Below are 17,787 nucleotides of genomic sequence, written 5' to 3' on the forward strand. Positions count from 1 at the left end.
GGCGAGAATCGTCACGCCATGTCCGCGTCTCCCGCCTTGCCCGATCCTGCCCTGCCGACGCCTTTGCTGCTGGGCGTCGATTTTTCCAGCGCACCGCGTCCGGCCAAGCCCATCGTCGCTGCGTGGGGCAGGCGCTCGGGGGCGGTTCTCAAGCTGGATTCGATCGAGGCGCTGCCCAGCCTGGAGGCCTTCGAGGCCTTGTTGCGCACGCCGGGGCCTTGGGTGGGCGGCTTCGATCTTCCGTTTGGGCTGCCGCGCGAGCTGGTGGAGCACCTGGGCTGGCCCACCGACTGGCCGACGTTGATCCACCACTACGCTGGCTTGAGCCGCGACCAGATCCGGGAGACCTTCGCGGCCTTCTGCGCGGCACGGCCCGTGGGTGCCAAGTTCGCGCATCGAGCCTGTGATGGCCCGGCTGGCTCGTCGCCGAGCATGAAGTGGGTCAATCCCCCAGTGGCTTTCATGCTGCATGCGGGCGTTCCTCGGCTGAGGGCCGCGGGCGTTCATCTGCACGGCCTGCAGGCGGGCGACGAACAGCGCGTGGCGTTGGAGTCGTACCCGGGCCTGTTGGCGCGCGAGCTGCTAGGGTCGCGCTCTTACAAGAGTGACGACAAGGCCAAGCAGACGCCCGAGCGCCTCATCGCCCGAAAAGACCTCGTCGAGGCGCTGGAGCAGGGCCGCAGCCGCCTGGGCCTGCGCTTGAAACTGAGCCATGCGCAGCGCGATGCACTCGTGGCCGATGCATCGGGTGATCGGCTGGATGCGGTGTTGTGCATGGTGCAGGCGGGCTGGGCGAGCACCCAACCCAACTTTGGCCTGCCGGCTCGGCTCGATCCGCTGGAAGGCTGGATCGTCAGCGCGGTGCCAGCCGATGCCTGACACGGCGGACGCTTGGTTCGCGCGCCGCGGCTGGCGTCCGTTCGAGTTCCAGCGTGAGGTCTGGGCCGCGGCGGCTCGTGCCGACAGCGGCCTGCTGCATGCGACCACCGGTGCCGGCAAGACCTACGCGGTGGCCTTTGGGGCCATCGAACGGATTCCGCAAGGCGGGCAGGGTGCTCCCCCGCTGTCGGTGTTGTGGATCACGCCCATGCGCGCGCTCGCGGCCGACACGTTGCGCGCCCTCCAGGCGCCGCTGGCCGATCTGAGGCCGCGGGCCACGATCGGCCTTCGCAGCGGAGACACCCCGTCGGCAGAGCGGGCCCGGCAGGATCGGCGCTGGCCCACCGTGCTGGTGACCACCCCCGAGTCCTTGAGCCTGATGCTCACCCGCGCTCAGGTGGCCGACGAGCTCGCATCGGTGCAAACGGTGATCGTCGACGAATGGCACGAGCTGATCGGCAGCAAGCGGGGTGTGCAGGTGCAACTCGCGCTGGCGCGGTTGCGGCGTTGGAACCCGCACCTCATCGTCTGGGGCCTTTCTGCCACCTTGGGCAACCTGCAAGAGGCGATGCACACGCTGCTCGGCCATGAGCAAGGGTGCCTGGTGCGCGGGCGCATCGACAAATCGCTGGTCATCGACACGCTGTTGCCCGATCAACCCGGGCGCTTCACCTGGGGTGGCCACCTCGGGGCGCAGATGCAGCCCGCGGTGGTGCGGGAGATCGAGGCGAGCACCGGCACCACGCTGATCTTCACGAACGTTCGCTCACAGGCCGAGATCTGGTATCAGCTGCTGCTGGAGGCCCGGCCGGATTGGGCCGGACAGATCGCGCTACACCATGGATCGCTGGACAAGGAAGTGCGCGAATGGGTGGAGGCGGGCCTGAAGGCTGGCACGCTGAAGGCGGTGGTGGCGACCTCTTCGCTCGATCTGGGCGTGGATTTCCTCCCGGTTGAGCGGGTGCTTCAGATCGGTTCGGCCAAGGGGATCGCGCGGTTGCTGCAACGGGCGGGCCGATCGGGCCACGCGCCGGGCCGGCCGAGCCGCGTCACGGTGGTGCCCACCCACACGCTGGAGTTGGTGGAGGCCGTGGCCGCCCGTGAGGCGGCGTTGGCCGGTCGCGTGGAAGAGCGCTGCTCGCCAGACAAGCCGCTGGACGTGCTGGTGCAGCACCTGGTCACTGTGGCGCTCGGGGGCGGCTTCACCGCCGACGAACTGTTCGACGAAGTGCGCAGCGCCCCGGCCTACGCGGCGCTGACCCGCGAAGAGTTTGACTGGGTCCTGGCCTTTGTGGAACGTGGCGGCCACAGCCTGCACGCCTACCCCGAGTACCACCGCATTCGCTGGGTGGAGGCGGAAGGCCGGTACCGCGTGGTGGACCGCGGCATCGCTCAGCGCCACAAGCTGCAGATCGGCACGATCGTGGGCGATACCGCGATGAAGGTCGCCTGGCTGTCGGGCGGCTCGCTCGGCACGATCGAGGAGAGCTTCATCGCGCGCCTGTCGGCTGGCGATTGCTTCGTCTTTGCCGGCCGCGTGCTCGAGTACGTTCGCACCCGCGAGATGACCGCGTATGTGCGCCTGGCGGCGCGGGCCACGGGCCGCGTGGTCGTATGGAACGGGGCGCGTATGGCGTTTTCGAGCGCGATGGCCGACGCCGTACGCGCGGTGATCGAACGCGCGGGTTCAGGGCCCGGGGGGGCGCTGGTGCTCGACAGCCCCGAGCTGCGGGCAGCGGGCCCGATGCTGGAGACCCAACGGAGCCTGTCGCGCCTGCCCGAACCCGGCGAGCTGTTGATCGAGCGTTACCGCTCGCGCGAAGGGCATCACCTCTTCATCTATCCGTTTGCAGGGCGCCATGTGCACCTGGGTCTGGCGGGCCTGCTGGCCTGGCGACTGGCCCGTCACGAGCCCAATACCTACTCGCTGGCCTTCAGTGATCTGGGCTTCGAGCTGCTGGGCGCCAAGCCTGTCGATCTCGCTGCGTTGCTCGATGGCAGCGCGTGGTCGGTGGAAGGCCTGCTGGATGATGTGCTGGCCAGCTTGAATGCGCGTGAGCTGGCGCAGCGCCGGTTCCGCGAGATTGCGCGCGTGGCAGGCTTGATCTTCACCGGCTACCCTGGCGCGCACAAAGGGTTGAAGCAACTGCAGGCCTCGTCTTCGCTGTTCTACGAGGTTTTTCGCAAGTACGACGCGGGCAACCGCTTGCTCAGCCAGGCCGAGAACGAGGCACTGTCGCAAGAGCTGGAGCTGAGCCGGCTGCGCGAAGTGATGCGTGACCTGGCTGGCCGCCGCGCGCGATTGGTGGATCTGCGGGCCGCCAGCCCTTTCGCATTGCCGCTGATGGTGGAGCGCTTGCGCGAGCGACTGAGCAACGAGAAGATGCAGGACCGCCTCGCCCGCCTGTTGGCCGAAGCCCAGCAGCGGCTGGACGCTTCGCCCGCGGCGCCGGCCCCAGAGCCCGTGGCATCGCCGTCGGCCGAAGCAGCTCGGCCGCCCCGCGCACGGCGACGACCGATACGGCCCATCCCAGCGCCTGCCGAAAGCGCTGCCTACAATTTGGCGCCTGCGCCGCCCACCGGGCCACCTGACCGCGACGATTCCTTGACATGAGCCTGTTTGGCAAAGCCTGGCAACTGGGCCGCAAGGTGCGGCTGGCCACCTACCTGATCGCACTGTGGAAACTGGTTCGCCACCGTGAGACGCCGCGCGCCGCCAAGTGGGTCGCCTGGAGCGTGCTGGCCTATGCGCTCAGCCCGATCGACCTCGTGCCGGACTTCATCCCCGTGCTCGGGCAGCTGGACGACATCATCCTCATTCCGCTGGGCGTGGCGCTGGTGGTGAAGATGGTGCCGGCGACGCTGTGGCAACGGTGCCTGGACGAGGCCGAATCGCATGCGGGTCGCCTGCCCAGGCTGTGGTGGGGTGCCCTGCTGATTGCGCTGGTGTGGCTGGCCGTCCTGGGCTTGCTGGGTTGGGCGGCGTACACGGCCTTCTTCGCCTCATGAGAGGGCGTGGTCTCTTGCGTGGCCCCGGGCGCGGCGTCATGCGCGGCCTGGCGAGCAGCTTGTGGGCCGGGCTGCTGATCAGCCTGTGCCCCGGTGCCGCGTGGGCCTTGACCGGCACGGCCAGCCACGTCAGCGATGGCGACACCCTGTGGCTGCGGCCCTCAGGTGGGGGCAAGCCGGTCAAGCTTCGGCTTCAAGGCCTGGATGCACCAGAGATCTGCCAAGCCGGTGGCGCCGCGGCGCGTGCGGCACTGGATCGACTGGTGGCCCATCGCACCTTGCAGGTCGACACCCTGGGCCGCGACGCCTGGGGCCGAACCCTTGCACGCATCTCGGTCGATCAGCACGACCTGGGGGCACGACTGGTGCTCGAAGGCCATGCGTGGAGCGACCGCTTTCACGACGACCCCGGCCCCTACGCCGCCGAAGAGGCCACCGCGCGCCGCGGCCACCGCGGCCTGTTCGCTCAGCCCCGGCCAGAGCGCCCGCGGGATTTCCGGCAGAGGCATGGGCCGTGTGAGCCTGGCAGCGGGCTGCATTGAGAAGGCGGCCGATCTCACCCTTGTATGATTATTGGTTACTTAAAACACAACTTGCGAGGGAATAGAGGGATGGATTGGCGTCACTCTGGCTGGATCGGCTCGTTGAGCCTCTGCCTTTTCTTGGGTGCCTGCGGCGGGGGCGGAGGGAGCGATTCTGACCCTGTGGTCGCGCTGCCTGACACGGTGACCATCAGTGGCACCGGTACCGTCGATACCGAAGCGACGGTGACCTTTGGCAGCGATGTTCCCAATGCGGAAGGCCTGACATTCCATTGGGACTTCGGAGATGGCTCGTCGAGCAGCGATTCGGCTCCTGGCCATCAATTCGCCCAGCCTGGCGAGTATGAGGTCACCCTCACGGTCAGCAACGCGGACGGAGCGACCCGAGAGGCGAAATTCAAGGTGACCTCGGGGCGCTTCTCGCTCGTCAAGGACCTCACTTGCGCCGGAGGGGCCAGCCAGGGTTGGTGTTGGCAGCGTCCTTTGCCCGTCGGCAACGAAATCCGGGATGTGGCCTTTGTGGACACCAATACTGGCTGGGCGGTGGGCGACGCCGGGCAGATTCTGAAGACATCCGATGGTGGGCAAACGTGGGTGCAGCAGGCATCCAACGTGACCGCAACCCTGACGCACGTACGCTTTGCCGGTACGAGCACCGGTTGGATCCTCGGCTACGGGGGCACCATCCTCCACACCACCGATGCCGGGGCGACATGGCGCCAACAGGCCCCTCAGGCAGATTTCGGTAGCTCTCCGCGGGATCCAGGGCTCGTGGTGCTCGACGAGTCGCGTGTCGTGGCTGACATCGGTAGCTATCGACTGCGCGGAACACTGGACGGAGGTGAATCCTGGGCCGTAGGGCAATTGGATGGGGCCGATGACGTGACGGACGATGGGGTGGTCTGGAGAGCCTCATACGGTGCGGTCTACAAGTCTGGGCACATGGGGACCGATGAACTGGTGACATCGTTCGGGAGCTCCGACGGCGGTCGGTACATCGAGCTGTTCGGAATGGGCGACGCGCGCTCGGGCCTCTTGCGCTACGCCGTATGGACGTCAGGCCTGCACTCTTACTCTTGGGTTCGAACCGCTGATGGTGGAGCGTCGTGGGTGGCTTTCACCCCCGCAGGGCTACCGGAAGACATCAGCTCGCTACATCCCTTTGGCGAGAAGACGATTTGGGCAGCGGGTTACGAGGGGTTGTTTCGTAGCGTTGACGCTGGCTCCAATTGGTCCAAGGTGGTGCTGCCTCCGGATGTCTATCCCTCGCAGCCGGCCTATTCGGGCCAGGCCGTGGATGAGCGCACCTATTGGTTTTTCGAAGGGAGAGGTGGCTACGTCACCACCGATGCCGGCGCGCACTGGACGCATTTCGGGGTAGATGCCGAGCAGAGCGCATGGCCCAGCAGATTCGTCATGAATGCGGGTGGGTGGTGGTTGAGCTACGGCGACCGGGTCTACTGCTCGCGTGATGGCGGTCGATCTTGGCGGCAAGTCTTTGGCTCGGCGGTTGGCGAAGACTCGGCCGGATTGAGCGCCGTTTGGTTTTTCGATGCCAAGAAGGGGTTGGCGGCAGGAACAGGCGGATCGTTGCTGGAGACGGCCGATGGTGGCCGGACTTGGACGCAGAAGACGCTCACAGGCAACAGCAGTGGGCTGTTCAGCCGACTGCAGTTCATTTCGCCGACGACCGGGTGGATTTCAGGCGACTGGGGCATCAGCAAGACCACCGATGGCGGTGCCACATGGTGGACACCGCTGCTGAGCGACGCCATGAGCTACCCCTACGACTTTCACTTTGCTGACGCGTCGCACGGCTGGGCGATCTCCGAAGGGCGAGACATTTACGTCACCAGCAACGGTGGCGATACGTGGCAACGCCAAACCGAGGGCGAATCCAGCAGCTTGTGGGGAATTCACTTTCTTGATTCGAGGGTGGGCTTTGTGGTGGGAGCCCTCGGCGTTCAGCGCACGGATGACGGTGGAGCCACCTGGAGTGTCAGGCCCACCGGGCAGTTCAACTCGCTGTCCGCGCTGACGTTCAGCGACGCGACAACCGGATGGGCCGTGGGGTGGGATGGAACTGTCATCAAGTCGACCGACACCGGGCTCACCTGGAGCAGAGTTCCGGTGCCGACCCGCGACACGCTCAACAGCGTCACATTCACCGACGCGATGCACGGCTGGATCGTCGGAGATCAAGGCACGGTCCTGTCCACTGTGGACGGAGGCAAGACTTGGGCTGTACAGCCAACCGGAACGGTCCGTGCGCTTCGGAGCGCATTCTTCCTGGACGGATATACCGGCTGGATCGTCGGCGAAAACGGCACGGTGCTGGCTACAGCAACTGCTGGGCGATGACGCCACTCACTTCACGCTGACCCACCGCAGCTCGATCGTGTCGTTGGCCCACTGCACGGCTTGCACGTTCTTGGCCATCGCCCAGGTCAGGGTGCGGCGGTAGAGCGGGATGACCGGCAGGTCGTCGCTGGCCAGGCGCAGGGCGGTGCCGATCAGGGCCCGTCGACGTGCGAGGTCGGGCTCGATGCGGATGGCGTCGATCAGCGCATCGAGCTGGGGGTTGCTGTAGCGCCCGGCGTTGAAGGTGCCGCTGCCGGGCGCCTTGCTGCGGAACAGGGCGTTCAGCGTGGTCCAGGCGTCGGGCTGCGGTGTGAAGCCGAATTCGATGAGGCTGGCGCTGGCCTGGCTGAGCTTGGGGAAGAACTGATTGGTGGGTGACGAGCGCAGCTTGGTGCGGATGCCCACCTGGGTGAGCATGGCGGCCGCGGCCTGGCAGACGTTTTCCCGAAAGGCGATGTTCACGCAGTCCAGCGTCACCGAGAAGCCCTGGGGGTAGCCCGCTTCAGCGAGCAGGCTGCGCGCCTTGGCGGGGTCGTAAGGCAGGCGTTTGTCCAGTTCGCCTGGCGAGCCGTCGAGCATCGGCGACAGCAGAGCGCCTGTGGGGGCGCCCTGGCCCCGCAGCACCTTGGCCACGATCAAATCGACGTTCAGTGCGTGGTGGATCGCCCGCCTCACCCGCAGGTCCTTGAACGGGTTTTTGCCCTTCAGGTCGCTCTCGGCCAGCTCGTCGTTGGCCTGATCGAAGGTGAGGTACTGCTGGCCGATGTCGGTGGTTTGCATCAGCTTGACCCGGCTGTCCCGGCCGAGGCGCTCGACATCCTGGAACGGCGGGTCGAGCACCAGATCGATCTCGCCCGATGTCAACGCGGCCAGGCGTGTCGCGTCGGAGCGAATCGGCACGAAGTGCACGTCGTCGAGGTTGCCGTTGCGTGGGTCACCACGCCCCCACCACTGCGGATTGGCTTTGAGCACCGCCCGTACGTCGGGCTCGTAGCGATCCAGCATGAAGGGGCCGGTGCCGTTCGCGTGGCGTACCGCATAGGTCTCTTGCTGGCCGTTGAAATCCTGGGCCTTGAGCACGCCGTGCTTCTGCGCCCAGGCGCGGCTCATGATGCTCCAGTACTGCAGCTTCTCTGGCAACACCGCGTCGGGTGCCGAGAGCAGCAGATCGACGGTGAGCGGGTCCACGGCCCTCGCACCGGTGACCCCCTGCAATTGGAACGCGCGTTGGGACGGAGGGGCGAGCACCCGTTCCACCGAGAAGACCACGTCGTCGGCGGTGAACGGCGTGCCGTCGTGGAACTTGACGCCGGGGCGCAGCTTGAAGCGCCAGGTGGTCGGGTTGGGCTGGCTCCAGCTCAACGCCAGAGCGGGCTCGAGCTTGAAGCGGGCGTCGCGGCCGACCAAGGATTCATAGACTTGGTAGACGACGCGCGAGTGGTACAGCAGCGCGATGGCATGGGGGTCCATCGACTGGGGATCGAAGCCGCTGGCCACACGCAGCGTGGCTGCGGAAGCGGGCACCAGGCTGAGGGTGCACAAGGCGGCGGCCAGGCCGCCTGTGAAAATGCGCCGCCCGAGGCGGCGCCATCGGGCGATCAGATCACCGAGAGATTGAGACGGGCCCAGAGGAAGTCGCGGACGGTCGGCCACCATTTGCTGTCGATCCCCAGAGGCACGGTGTGCGGCGCATCGGGTGTCGGCACGGTGGTGCAGCTGTTGCCGGACGCATTGATGCGGGATTGAGTCGGCACCACGTTGCCATCCCAGGTGGCCCCGGTCGTCTGGTCTTGCGGGGTGGCGTGGAACAGCAGCACCGGTGCGTCGGCTCGATCGTAGTTGAGCAGTGCATCCGAGTCGAACATCGGGTCGATCAGCGTTGCGCCGGTGGACACGGACGCCGCCACGTCCGCCGAGACCCCTGGGTAGTCCGACGAGGTGCCCGCCAGCGGCACGGCATCACCCCCTTCGATGGCACCCACCAGCGACAGCCCCCCGCCGGCCGAAGTGCCGACGATCGCGATGCGCGAGGTGTCGACGTGGTAGACGCTGGCGTTCGCCTTCAGATGGCGCACCGCGTTCATCAGGTCGTCGCTGGCCTGGATGATGGCCATGGTGCGCAGGTCGGCGCTGTCGGTGTTGTCGGGGGTGAGCCGGTAGTTGATCGATGCGGTGACGAAGCCGGCGCGGGCGTAGCCGCTCGCGTCGTCGGCACGCTCTTCCTTGCCGCCTTGCACGTAGCCGCCACCGTGGACGAAGACGACCAAGGGCATCGGGGTGGCCGAGGTGGCGTTCGGCGGCACCCACACGTCCATCTTCAGCGTCAGCTGATCGGTGCCCAGTTCCTGCGATTTGCGTGAATCGGAGGTGTATTGCACGCCGTTCCAATTCGGGCGGCGCGAGTAGGTCACATCGCTGTAGACCCGCAATTCGGCGGCGCCGTAGACGGTCGTCTGGAACAGGTCAACGGCTTGGCTGGATTGCCCGCCGCCGCCGCAGGCAGCCAGCAGGCTCAAGGAGGAGAGGGCCAGAGCAGACAGGTAGGAGCGCATGGGCAGAGGCGACATCAAAGCCGGATGGGAAGCTGGCGGATTCTCGCCAGCGTGAGCAACGCGCATGCCGGCTGTTTGGTTGTCAGTGGTGAGCAGGTGTTACGCAGCAAAAAGCCCCGCTGGCGTGGCCAAGCGGGGCTGGGGTGCTTCGAACTGGCGGCGAGGAAGAGCTTCCGGCCGCAGCAGGCGCTCACTTGCGCATCAAAGTGCTCTTGCCGAACAGGCTTTCGATCAGGTCCACCGCCACCATCGCGGTCTTGTTGCGCACGTCGAGGGCGGGGTTCAGCTCCATCACGTCCAGGCTGGCGAGGCGGCCGGTGTCGGCGATCATCTCCATGCACAGCTGGGCTTCGCGGTAGGTGGGGCCGCCGGGAATGGTGGTGCCCACGCCTGGTGCGATGTCGGGGTCGAGGAAGTCGACGTCGAAGCTGACGTGAAGGTGGGTGTTCACGTCCATCGTGGCCAAGGCCAGCTCCATCGTGTGCCGCATGCCCATCTCGTCGATGTAGCGCATGTCGTACACCTCGAGGCCCACCTCATGCACCAACTTCTTTTCGCCGGGGTCGACCGAGCGGATACCGATCTGGCGAACCCACTTGGGGTTGATGGCCGGCACCTGCCCACCGATCTCGATCAGCTCTTTCGGGCCATGGCCGCACAGGCAGGCCACCGGCATGCCATGTATGTTGCCGCTGGGCGTCAACTCGTTGGTGTTGAAGTCGGCGTGGGCGTCCAACCAGAGGATGCGCAGCTTCTTGCCGGCTTCACGGCAGTGACGCGCCACCGCGCTGATCGAGCCGAGGCCCAGGCAATGATCGCCACCCAGCAGGATGGGCATGCGGCCGTCTGACAGCTCGGTGTACACGGCATCGTGAACGAGCTGGTTCCAGGCGACGACTTCGTCGAGGTGACGGTAGCCGTTGGTGGGTGGCAGCCACGGGTTGGAGGGGCCGATCAGGTTGCCCCGATCCAGCACTTCCAGACCATGGCCTTGCAGGATGGGGCCGAGGTTGGCCACGCGCATGGCCTCGGGGCCCATGCTGGCGCCGCGCGCCCCGGCGCCGATGTCGGTCGGCGCGCCGATGAGGGAGACTTTTTTCAGCATGGGTGCGTATTGTCAGGGGTTCAGGGCCGAGAAGGATGCGTCCAGGAGCCTGGCTGGCCGGATTTTCGGCGGCGAAAAGCGCTCAGATGCCGCTGCCGTAGTCGCCGTTGCCGTCTTCGCCGGTGTCCAGGCCGTAGTCCTGCGCCAGCACGTCCCAGGCTTCGTCCGCGCTTTCGACGAAGCGGAACAGCGTCTCGTCGCCCGGGCTGATCATGCCTGTTTCGATCAGGAATTCGAAGTCGATCAGGCGCGTCCAGAACTCTCGCCCGAACAGCAGGATGGGGCGGCGCCGGCACTTGCCGGTCTGCATCAGCGTCATGGCTTCAAACAGCTCGTCCAGCGTACCGAAGCCGCCGGGGAAGCAGACCAGTGCCACCGAACGCATCAGGAAGTGCATCTTCCGCAGCGCAAAGTAGTGGAACTGGAAGCACAGCTCCGGCGTGATGTACGGGTTGGGCGCCTGCTCGTGGGGCAGCACGATGTTCAGGCCGATGCTCTTGCCGCCGGTCTCGTGGGCGCCGCGGTTGCCGGCTTCCATGATGCCCGGACCGCCCCCCGTGCATACATAGATCGGCCGTGCCAGGCGGCGTGAGCGCTCGGTCACCAAGGTGGCGAACAGCCGGGCTTCTTCATAGAAGCGGCTCATCGACAGCTGCGTCTCGGCGCGCCGAATGGCCGCGGCGTCACCCACGGCTTGGGCATCGTGGAGGCGGGCCTGCGCCACATCCGCGGGCACGATGCGGGCGCTGCCAAAGATCACCACGGTGCTGCGGATGTCCAGCTCTTGCTGGACGAGCTCGGGTTTGAGCAACTCGAGCTGCATGCGCACCGGGCGCAGCTCGGGGCGAACGAGGAAATCGGTGTCCGTGAAGGCCAGGCGGTAGCTGCTTTCAGGCCCGTCGTAGCGCGGCGGCGCGGTCAGCGCCTGCGCCTCTTCTTCGGCGCTGGGGAAGTTGCGGGCGGTCAGGTCGATCGGCTTGTCCATCCGGCGGCAGGTGTTGAAACTGGGGCAGTGAGCTTACCCCTGCCGCACCGTGCTGGCGCGCGACGGTGCACCAAGCACAGGCGCAATCAGCGGCGCTGCGACCGCACCGAGGCGCAGACTGGGCAATCGGCCTGGCGGGCCAGCCGGATCTCGTCCCAGCGCATGCTGCGCGCATCCAGCATCAACAGCCGTCCTGCCAGCGATTCGCCCACGCCAGCCAGCAACTTGAGGGCTTCGGTCGCCTGCATCGTGCCGATGATGCCCACCAGCGGCGCCAGCACGCCCATCAACGCACAGCGCGTTTCTTCGGTCGTCGCGTCCGGCGGAAAGAGGCAGGCATAGCAGGGTGCCGTCGCCTGGCGGGTGTCATAGACCGAGATCTGGCCATCGAAGCCGATCGCGGCGCCGGCCACCAGTGGCTTGGCATGCCGGACGCAGGCGGCGTTCACCGCATGGCGGGTCGAGAAGTTGTCGCTGCAATCGACCACCACGTCGGCCTCGGCCACCAGTTCATCCAGGGAGGCGGCGTCTGCACGCTGGCAGATGGCCCGCACCTGAAGCGTCGGGTTGATGGCCAGCATCGCGGTGCGGGCCGATTCGGCCTTCGGCGTGCCGATGCGCGCCATGGTGTGGGCAATTTGCCGCTGCAGGTTGGTCAGGTCAACGGCGTCATGGTCGACCAGCGTGATCTGCCCCACCCCGGCCGTGCCGAGGTACAGCGACACCGGTGAGCCGAGACCGCCGGCACCGATGATCAGCGCATGTCCGGCGGCGAGGCGGGCCTGGCCTTCGATGCCGATCTCGTCCAAAAGGATGTGACGCGAGTAGCGCAGCAGGTCGTCGTCGGTCATCGTGGCAAGTGCCAAGAAGAAGCGCCGCGAGCCCATGCGGGCCGGCGGCGCTCGTGGGTGGATGGCGTGCGTGGCACGCTGTCGATCAGTGGTCGGTGTCGGTGTCGAGCGGCCGCTCGGTCATGGTCTTGCTCACCATCACCGGCCGGTTCTTCAGCCGGTTGAGGGCCTGGGCCAGTTGGAAGTCTTCAGCACTGCCGAATTCGGGCAGCGGCTTGATGGAGCCGTCCTTGATCTTCTCGGCCTGCTCTTCGAGCTTCTTGCGGGCTTCCTCGCGCGCCTTCTCGCGAGCCTCGTTTTTCTCTTCGCCGTTTTGCAGGTGCTTTTCGAGGTCGGCTTCGCGCATGCGCAGCGCGGCGAACACATTGCCCTCGGCGGTTTCGTCCAGCCACACGTCGGGCACGATGCCCTTGGCCTGGATCGAGCGGCCGCTGGGCGTGTAGTAGCGCGCGGTCGTGATCTTCAGTGCGGTGTCGGCCGACAGCGGGCGGATCGTCTGGACCGAGCCCTTGCCGAAGGTCTGCGCGCCCATCACCACGGCACGGTGGTGATCCTGCAGTGCGCCGGCGACGATCTCGCTGGCCGAGGCCGAGCCCTCGTTGACCAGCACCACCAGCGGCACCGTCTTCACGGCAGCCGGCAGGCGCTTGAGCGGGTCGACGCCGCCGCGGCGCATGTAGTTGTCAGGCGACGCATGGTAGGTGTACTTCGAATCGGCGATCTGGCCATTCGTGCTGACCACCACCACATCGCTGGGCAGGAAGGCTGCCGACAGCGCCACCGCGCCTTCGAGCAGGCCGCCCGGGTCGTTGCGAAGATCGAGCACCAGGCCCTTCAGGTTGGGGTCTTGCTTGTAAAGCTCTTCCAGCTTGCGGCTGAAATCGTCGATCGTGCGTTCCTGGAACTGGGTGACGCGCAGCCAGGCGTAACCGGGTTCGACCACCTTGGCGCGCACGCTTTGCACCCGGATCTCTTCGCGGGTGATCGTCAACGGGAAGCTGCGGTTCTCCGACTTGCGGAAGACCGTCAGCACAACCTTGGTGTTCGGGTCGCCACGCATGCGCTTGACGGCCTGTTCCATGCCGAGGCCCTTGACGGGCGTGTCGTCAATCTTCGTGATCAGGTCGCCCGACTTGATGCCGGCGCGGAAGGCCGGCGAGCCTTCGATCGGGGAGACGACCTTGACGACGCCGTCTTCCATGCCAATTTCGATACCGACGCCGACGAACTTGCCGGTGGTCGATTCGCGGAATTCCTTGAAGCTCTTCTTGTCGAAATACTGCGAGTGCGGGTCCAAGCCAGAGACCATGCCCGCCAAGGCATCATTGATCAGCTTTTTCTCGTCGACCGGCTCGACATAGTCGCTCTTGAGGATGTCGAACGCGCGAGCGAGCTGCTGCATTTCTTCCAGCGGGATCGGCGCGTAGTTGTTCCGTGCGATGGCTGTCAGTTGCATCGTTGTCAATGCACCTGCCACCGCACCCAGGGTCAACAGACCCGCCACTTTCAGTTTTGCACCCATCGTGTCTCGCCTTGAAACGCTCGCAAACGCATGCGAGCCAAGTATAGGTCTGCGTGGTTTGCAGGAGTTCCCGGGAAAACCGAAAAGTTGTTTGCGCGACGTGGCAAATGTCGTGAGCGGGTGCTCACAATTCTTCACGTTTCCAGGGGCATTTCGGGTGCCTGAAAACTGCTCGCGGCGGGTGGAAAAGGGCATGCGGGGCGCGCGATGCCGATTCGACGGTTCGTTGCGGATTCAGTTTTCGCGTGGAAACGTCACCACGTGGTCGACCTGGGGACGGATACCGATCCATTCGCCCAGCTGGTGGTCGTGGTGCGAGGGCACATGGGCCAGCACCTGTTCGCCGGTGGCCAGGCGAAGGGTGTAGAGAAACTCGGACCCGCGGAACGCCTTGCGCTCGATGCACGCCTTCACCGTCGCTTCGTCGTCATGGACGATGTCGTCCGCCCGCAGCAGCACATCGCACGCCCCACCGGGGTAGGCCTCGGGCAGCAGGCATTCGTCGACATCCGCCAGCTCGCCTACCGCGGTGCGCACCCGCGGCCCGCCGGGGTGGGCCACGATCTGGCCCGGCGTGAACACCCCGTGGCCGATGAAGCCCGCCACAAAACGGGTGGCCGGGCGGTGGTACAGCGCATAGGCGTCGTCCCACTGGTCGAGTTGCCCGTGCTGCATGACGCCGATCAGGTCGCCGATCGCAAAGGCCTCCAACTGGTCGTGGGTGACGAAGAGTGCGGTGGCATCGATCTGCTTCAGGATCGCCCGGACGTCGTGGGCCAGTCGCTCCCGCAGGTCCACGTCCAGGCTGGAAAACGGCTCGTCCAGCAGCAGCAGGCGGGGGCGTCGGGCCAGCGCGCGGGCCAGCGCGATGCGCTGCTGCTGGCCGCCTGACAGCTGGTGCGGCGCCCGTTTCGCGGCATGCGCCAGGCCGACCAGATCCAGCATCTCGGCCACCCGGGTATCGCGTTCGCGGCGCGGCAGGTGGGCCAGCCCGAAGCCGATGTTGTCCGCGACGCTCAGGTGCGGGAACAGTGCGTAGTCCTGGAACACCATGCCGATGCCGCGGTGTTCCGGCGGCACGTTCACGCCGCTGGCGTGGTCGCTGAGCAGTTCGCCGCCGAGTCGCACGGCGCCTGCGGCAACGCGCTCCAGCCCGGCCACGGCCCGCAGCAGCGAGGTCTTGCCGCAGCCGGATGGCCCGATCAAAACGCCGATCTGCCCGCGGCCCAGCGACAGCGAGGCGGCCGACACCGCGGCTTTGCCTTGGCCCGGCCGGCCATAGGCGACGCTCACGCGATCCAACTGCAAAAACATGGCGCTTATGATACCGGCCCAATGGAAATGAGCATCGTTCGTATTTGCTGTGCATCAAGGCGGGCTCGGGCCGCCTTCCGGGGCGCTGAATGAGGGGTTTGTTGGTCGCTCTGGCTGTCGCCCTGACCTTGCCGGTGCTGGGCGTTCTCGGAGCCTGGACGGCGATCGATGCCGGTTCGCTCGACGTGCTGCGACAGCAGTTCGAGACGGTACTGCCGGGTTATGCCCAGCAGTCGTTGCTGCTCGTGGTGTCGGTGGCGGTGGGCGTGGCCGCCGTGGGCGGCGCCACGGCGGCGGCGGTGACCTTGTTCGAGTTTCGCGGCCGTCGCGTCTTCGAGTGGGCGCTGTTGCTGCCGCTGGCGATGCCGGCCTATGTGCTGGCCTATGCCTACACCGATGCCCTGAATTACAGCGGCCCGCTGCAGGTGGGGCTGCGGGCGCTGACCGGCGCCAAGGGGGCGCTGTGGCCGGATGTCCGCAGTCTGGGCGGCGCGGTGGTGCTGTTCGTGGCCTGCCTGTACCCGTACGTCTATCTGCTCGTCCGCACGGCGCTCGCGGAACAGGCCGCGCCGATGATGGAGGCCGCCCGTTTGCTGGGTGCTTCGCTGCGACGGCGAGTGCTCGAAGTGGCGCTGCCCATGGCCAGGCCGGCGCTGGCGGCGGGGGTGGCGCTGGCGTTGATGGAAACGCTGGCCGACTATGGCGTGGGCTCGTACTTCGGGCTCACCACCTTCACCACCGGCATCTACAAGGCCTGGCTGGTGATGGACGACCACCTCGCCGCGGCCCAATTGGCGAGCGTTCTGCTGGTGGTGGTGGCCGCGCTGTTGTGGGCCGAGCAACGCGCGCAGGCTCGCATCCGGTTCGCTGGCAACCGCCCCACCGCGCACGCTGGTGGCGTGGCATCGCGCCCCTTGCGCCTGCAAGGGGCTCAACAGGCCGTCGCATGGATCGTCTGCGGCGTGCCGATTCTGGTGGGGTTCGTGGCGCCCGTGGTGTGGCTGGTTCGGCTGCTCTGGCGCGAGACAGGCGGCGGCGATGACGGTGCGGCGGCATCGCCCATCTTGTCGGCGGGATACCTCGCGCGATTTGCGGGCTGGGCCGTGTCCAGCTTCCAGTTGGCGGCGGCCGCAGCGGCCGCCGCGGTGTTCTTCGCGCTGTTGTTGGCCTTTGCCTTGCGACGCTCTCAGGGCCGGCGGGCGGCCTGGCTGCACGGGGCGGCGCGCATCGTCTCGCTGGGCTATGCGGTGCCGGGGGCGGTGGTGGCGATCGGCATCCTGCTCTGGGCGGGGGCTCTCCAGGCCTGGCAACCGCAGTGGGGCGCGGCGGCGCTGGTCACGGGCACGATCGCCGGCTTGCTCTACGCGTACATGGTGCGCTTCTCCGCTGTGGCCCTGCAATCGGTTCAGGCCGGCTACGCACGGGTGCCGCCTTCGATCGACGAATCGGCCCGCTTGCTCGGGGCCGGGCGGCGGCGCACCTTCTTTGAGCTGCACCTGCCGCTGCTGGGACGCACCACCATCGCAGCGGCGCTGCTGGTGTTCGTGGACACGATGAAGGAGCTGCCGGCCACCCTGGTGCTGCGCCCCTTCGGCAGCGACACCTTGGCGGTGGTGGCGTATCAGTTTGCCCGTGACGAGCGCTTGGCCGAAGCCGCGCTGCCTTCGCTCGCCATCGTGGCGGTCGGGCTGATTCCCGTGGTGCTGTTGTCGCGCGCGCTGCGCGCGGGCTGATTCCACCCTCGAGCGGGCCTCTTCGGCGCCCAGGCAAGGCCTGGCGCCCCCGGCAGGAATCGAACCTGCATCTGAGACTTAGGAGGTCCCCGTTCTATCCATTGAACTACGGCGGCAAGGGGCGCGATTTTGGCATGGGTCGGCGGTCATGCACGGGCAGACGGTGTCGGCCGGCTGGCCGTGGCGCCTGCCGAGCGCAGCGCCTTGAGTGTTCGCTCGGTGGTCGCGGCCGGTACGACGATGGACGTGGCCTCTTTCAGACCGCCCACGACAAAGGGTGAGGCGGCCATCAGCTTCTCGGCCGATGCCAGCACGATGGTGTCGGCGGCGCGCTCGTGCAGCGCGCGCTTGACCGCGGCCTCTTCGGCATCGCCAGTCGTCAGCCCGGCCTGCGGGTGCACGCCGGTGACGCCCATGAAGTAGAGGTCGGCCCGCAGTTGCGCGGCGGCGGCGATCACCCCGGCGCCGATGTTCACCATCGAGTGACGGAACAGGCGCCCGCCGAGCATCAGGATCTCGACGTGGGGATGGGCCGAGGCCGCCACCGCCACCGTGGGGCTGTGGGTGACGACGGTGGCCCGAAGCGCCGGATCGAGGTGGCGGGCGATCTGCACGGCGGTGGTGCCGCCGTCGAGGATCACGACCTGCCCCGGGCGAATCAGCGATGCGCCGTACCGACCCAACTCCGTCTTGTCTTGCGGCGAGAGCTGCTCACGCACTGAAAGATCGCCCGCGGCGGCGGCCACGGGCAAAGCGCCGCCATGCACGCGCTGCAGGCGGCCGGCTTGAGCCAGCTCCCGCAGGTCGCGGCGGATGGTGTCTTCAGAGGTTTGCCACTCCTCGGCCAGCACCTTGGCCACGACCTGACCGTCGCGGGCCAGGCGATCGAGGATGGATTGCTTGCGTTGGGTCGTCAGCATGCCGGCCTTGCGGT

Annotated in this window: 14 protein-coding genes and 1 tRNA gene; 6 read left to right on the top strand and 9 right to left on the bottom strand. The window is 67.0% G+C overall.

Annotated features, from left to right (window positions below):
• Positions 1-18 precede the first annotated feature (18 nt).
• The 5 genes from AACH06_RS05370 to AACH06_RS05390 all read left to right on the top strand — a co-directional run bounded on the left by AACH06_RS05370 (position 19) and on the right by AACH06_RS05390 (position 6,791).
• Positions 19-879 carry a DUF429 domain-containing protein gene (locus AACH06_RS05370; RefSeq protein ID WP_341424595.1) on the top strand — a complete coding sequence of 287 codons (861 nt, stop codon included), beginning with the start codon at positions 19-21 and terminating at the stop codon, positions 877-879.
• A complete protein-coding gene (locus AACH06_RS05375; protein ID WP_341424596.1) occupies positions 872-3,493 on the top strand; it encodes a ligase-associated DNA damage response DEXH box helicase in 2,622 nt (873 codons plus the stop codon). Before AACH06_RS05370 ends, AACH06_RS05375 begins: the two co-directional genes overlap by 8 nt.
• The gene (locus tag AACH06_RS05380) at positions 3,490-3,888 is read left to right on the top strand and encodes a YkvA family protein (protein ID WP_341424597.1); all 399 of its coding nucleotides are present in this window, start codon (positions 3,490-3,492) and stop codon (positions 3,886-3,888) included. Before AACH06_RS05375 ends, AACH06_RS05380 begins: the two co-directional genes overlap by 4 nt.
• A 38-nt stretch (positions 3,889-3,926) precedes the next feature.
• Complete coding sequence (locus tag AACH06_RS05385) at positions 3,927-4,430, top strand: thermonuclease family protein (RefSeq protein ID WP_341424598.1); 504 nt, start codon at positions 3,927-3,929, stop codon at positions 4,428-4,430.
• Positions 4,431-4,613: 183 nt separating this feature from the next.
• On the top strand, positions 4,614-6,791 hold the full coding sequence (locus tag AACH06_RS05390; RefSeq protein ID WP_341424599.1) for a YCF48-related protein: 2,178 nt from the start codon (positions 4,614-4,616) through the stop codon (positions 6,789-6,791).
• Positions 6,792-6,797: 6 nt separating this feature from the next.
• Here the strand turns inward: AACH06_RS05390 and AACH06_RS05395 are convergent, their stop codons facing one another.
• The 7 genes from AACH06_RS05395 to AACH06_RS05425 form a co-directional block, all read right to left on the bottom strand.
• Entirely contained in the window at positions 6,798-8,333 is a 1,536-nt protein-coding gene (locus tag AACH06_RS05395; RefSeq protein WP_341424600.1) for an ABC transporter substrate-binding protein, read from the bottom strand.
• Between the two features lie 56 nt (positions 8,334-8,389).
• Complete coding sequence (locus tag AACH06_RS05400) at positions 8,390-9,343, bottom strand: alpha/beta hydrolase (protein WP_341424601.1); 954 nt, start codon at positions 9,341-9,343, stop codon at positions 8,390-8,392.
• A gap of 190 nt (positions 9,344-9,533) precedes the next feature.
• Positions 9,534-10,448 carry an arginase gene (gene rocF, locus AACH06_RS05405; protein WP_341424602.1) on the bottom strand — a complete coding sequence of 305 codons (915 nt, stop codon included), beginning with the start codon at positions 10,446-10,448 and terminating at the stop codon, positions 9,534-9,536.
• A gap of 82 nt (positions 10,449-10,530) precedes the next feature.
• Entirely contained in the window at positions 10,531-11,433 is a 903-nt protein-coding gene (locus AACH06_RS05410; RefSeq protein ID WP_341424603.1) for an LOG family protein, read from the bottom strand.
• Positions 11,434-11,519: 86 nt separating this feature from the next.
• The gene (locus AACH06_RS05415; RefSeq protein ID WP_341424604.1) at positions 11,520-12,284 is read right to left on the bottom strand and encodes a HesA/MoeB/ThiF family protein; all 765 of its coding nucleotides are present in this window, start codon (positions 12,282-12,284) and stop codon (positions 11,520-11,522) included.
• Between the two features lie 85 nt (positions 12,285-12,369).
• Entirely contained in the window at positions 12,370-13,806 is a 1,437-nt protein-coding gene (locus tag AACH06_RS05420; protein WP_341424605.1) for a S41 family peptidase, read from the bottom strand.
• Positions 13,807-14,040: 234 nt separating this feature from the next.
• On the bottom strand, positions 14,041-15,120 hold the full coding sequence (locus tag AACH06_RS05425) for an ABC transporter ATP-binding protein (protein WP_341424606.1): 1,080 nt from the start codon (positions 15,118-15,120) through the stop codon (positions 14,041-14,043).
• Positions 15,121-15,209: 89 nt separating this feature from the next.
• On the opposite strand from AACH06_RS05425, the gene AACH06_RS05430 reads away from it, so the two are divergent.
• Entirely contained in the window at positions 15,210-16,853 is a 1,644-nt protein-coding gene (locus AACH06_RS05430; RefSeq protein WP_341424607.1) for an ABC transporter permease, read from the top strand.
• A gap of 41 nt (positions 16,854-16,894) precedes the next feature.
• Here AACH06_RS05430 and AACH06_RS05435 read toward each other — a convergent pair.
• Positions 16,895-16,969: transfer RNA gene (locus AACH06_RS05435), tRNA-Arg, on the bottom strand.
• A 30-nt stretch (positions 16,970-16,999) separates the two neighbouring features.
• Entirely contained in the window at positions 17,000-17,773 is a 774-nt protein-coding gene (locus AACH06_RS05440; protein ID WP_341424608.1) for a DeoR/GlpR family DNA-binding transcription regulator, read from the bottom strand.
• Positions 17,774-17,787 lie beyond the last annotated feature (14 nt).

Source organism: Ideonella lacteola (assembly GCF_038066555.1).
GTDB classification, from domain to species: Bacteria; Pseudomonadota; Gammaproteobacteria; order Burkholderiales; family Burkholderiaceae_C; genus Ideonella; species Ideonella lacteola.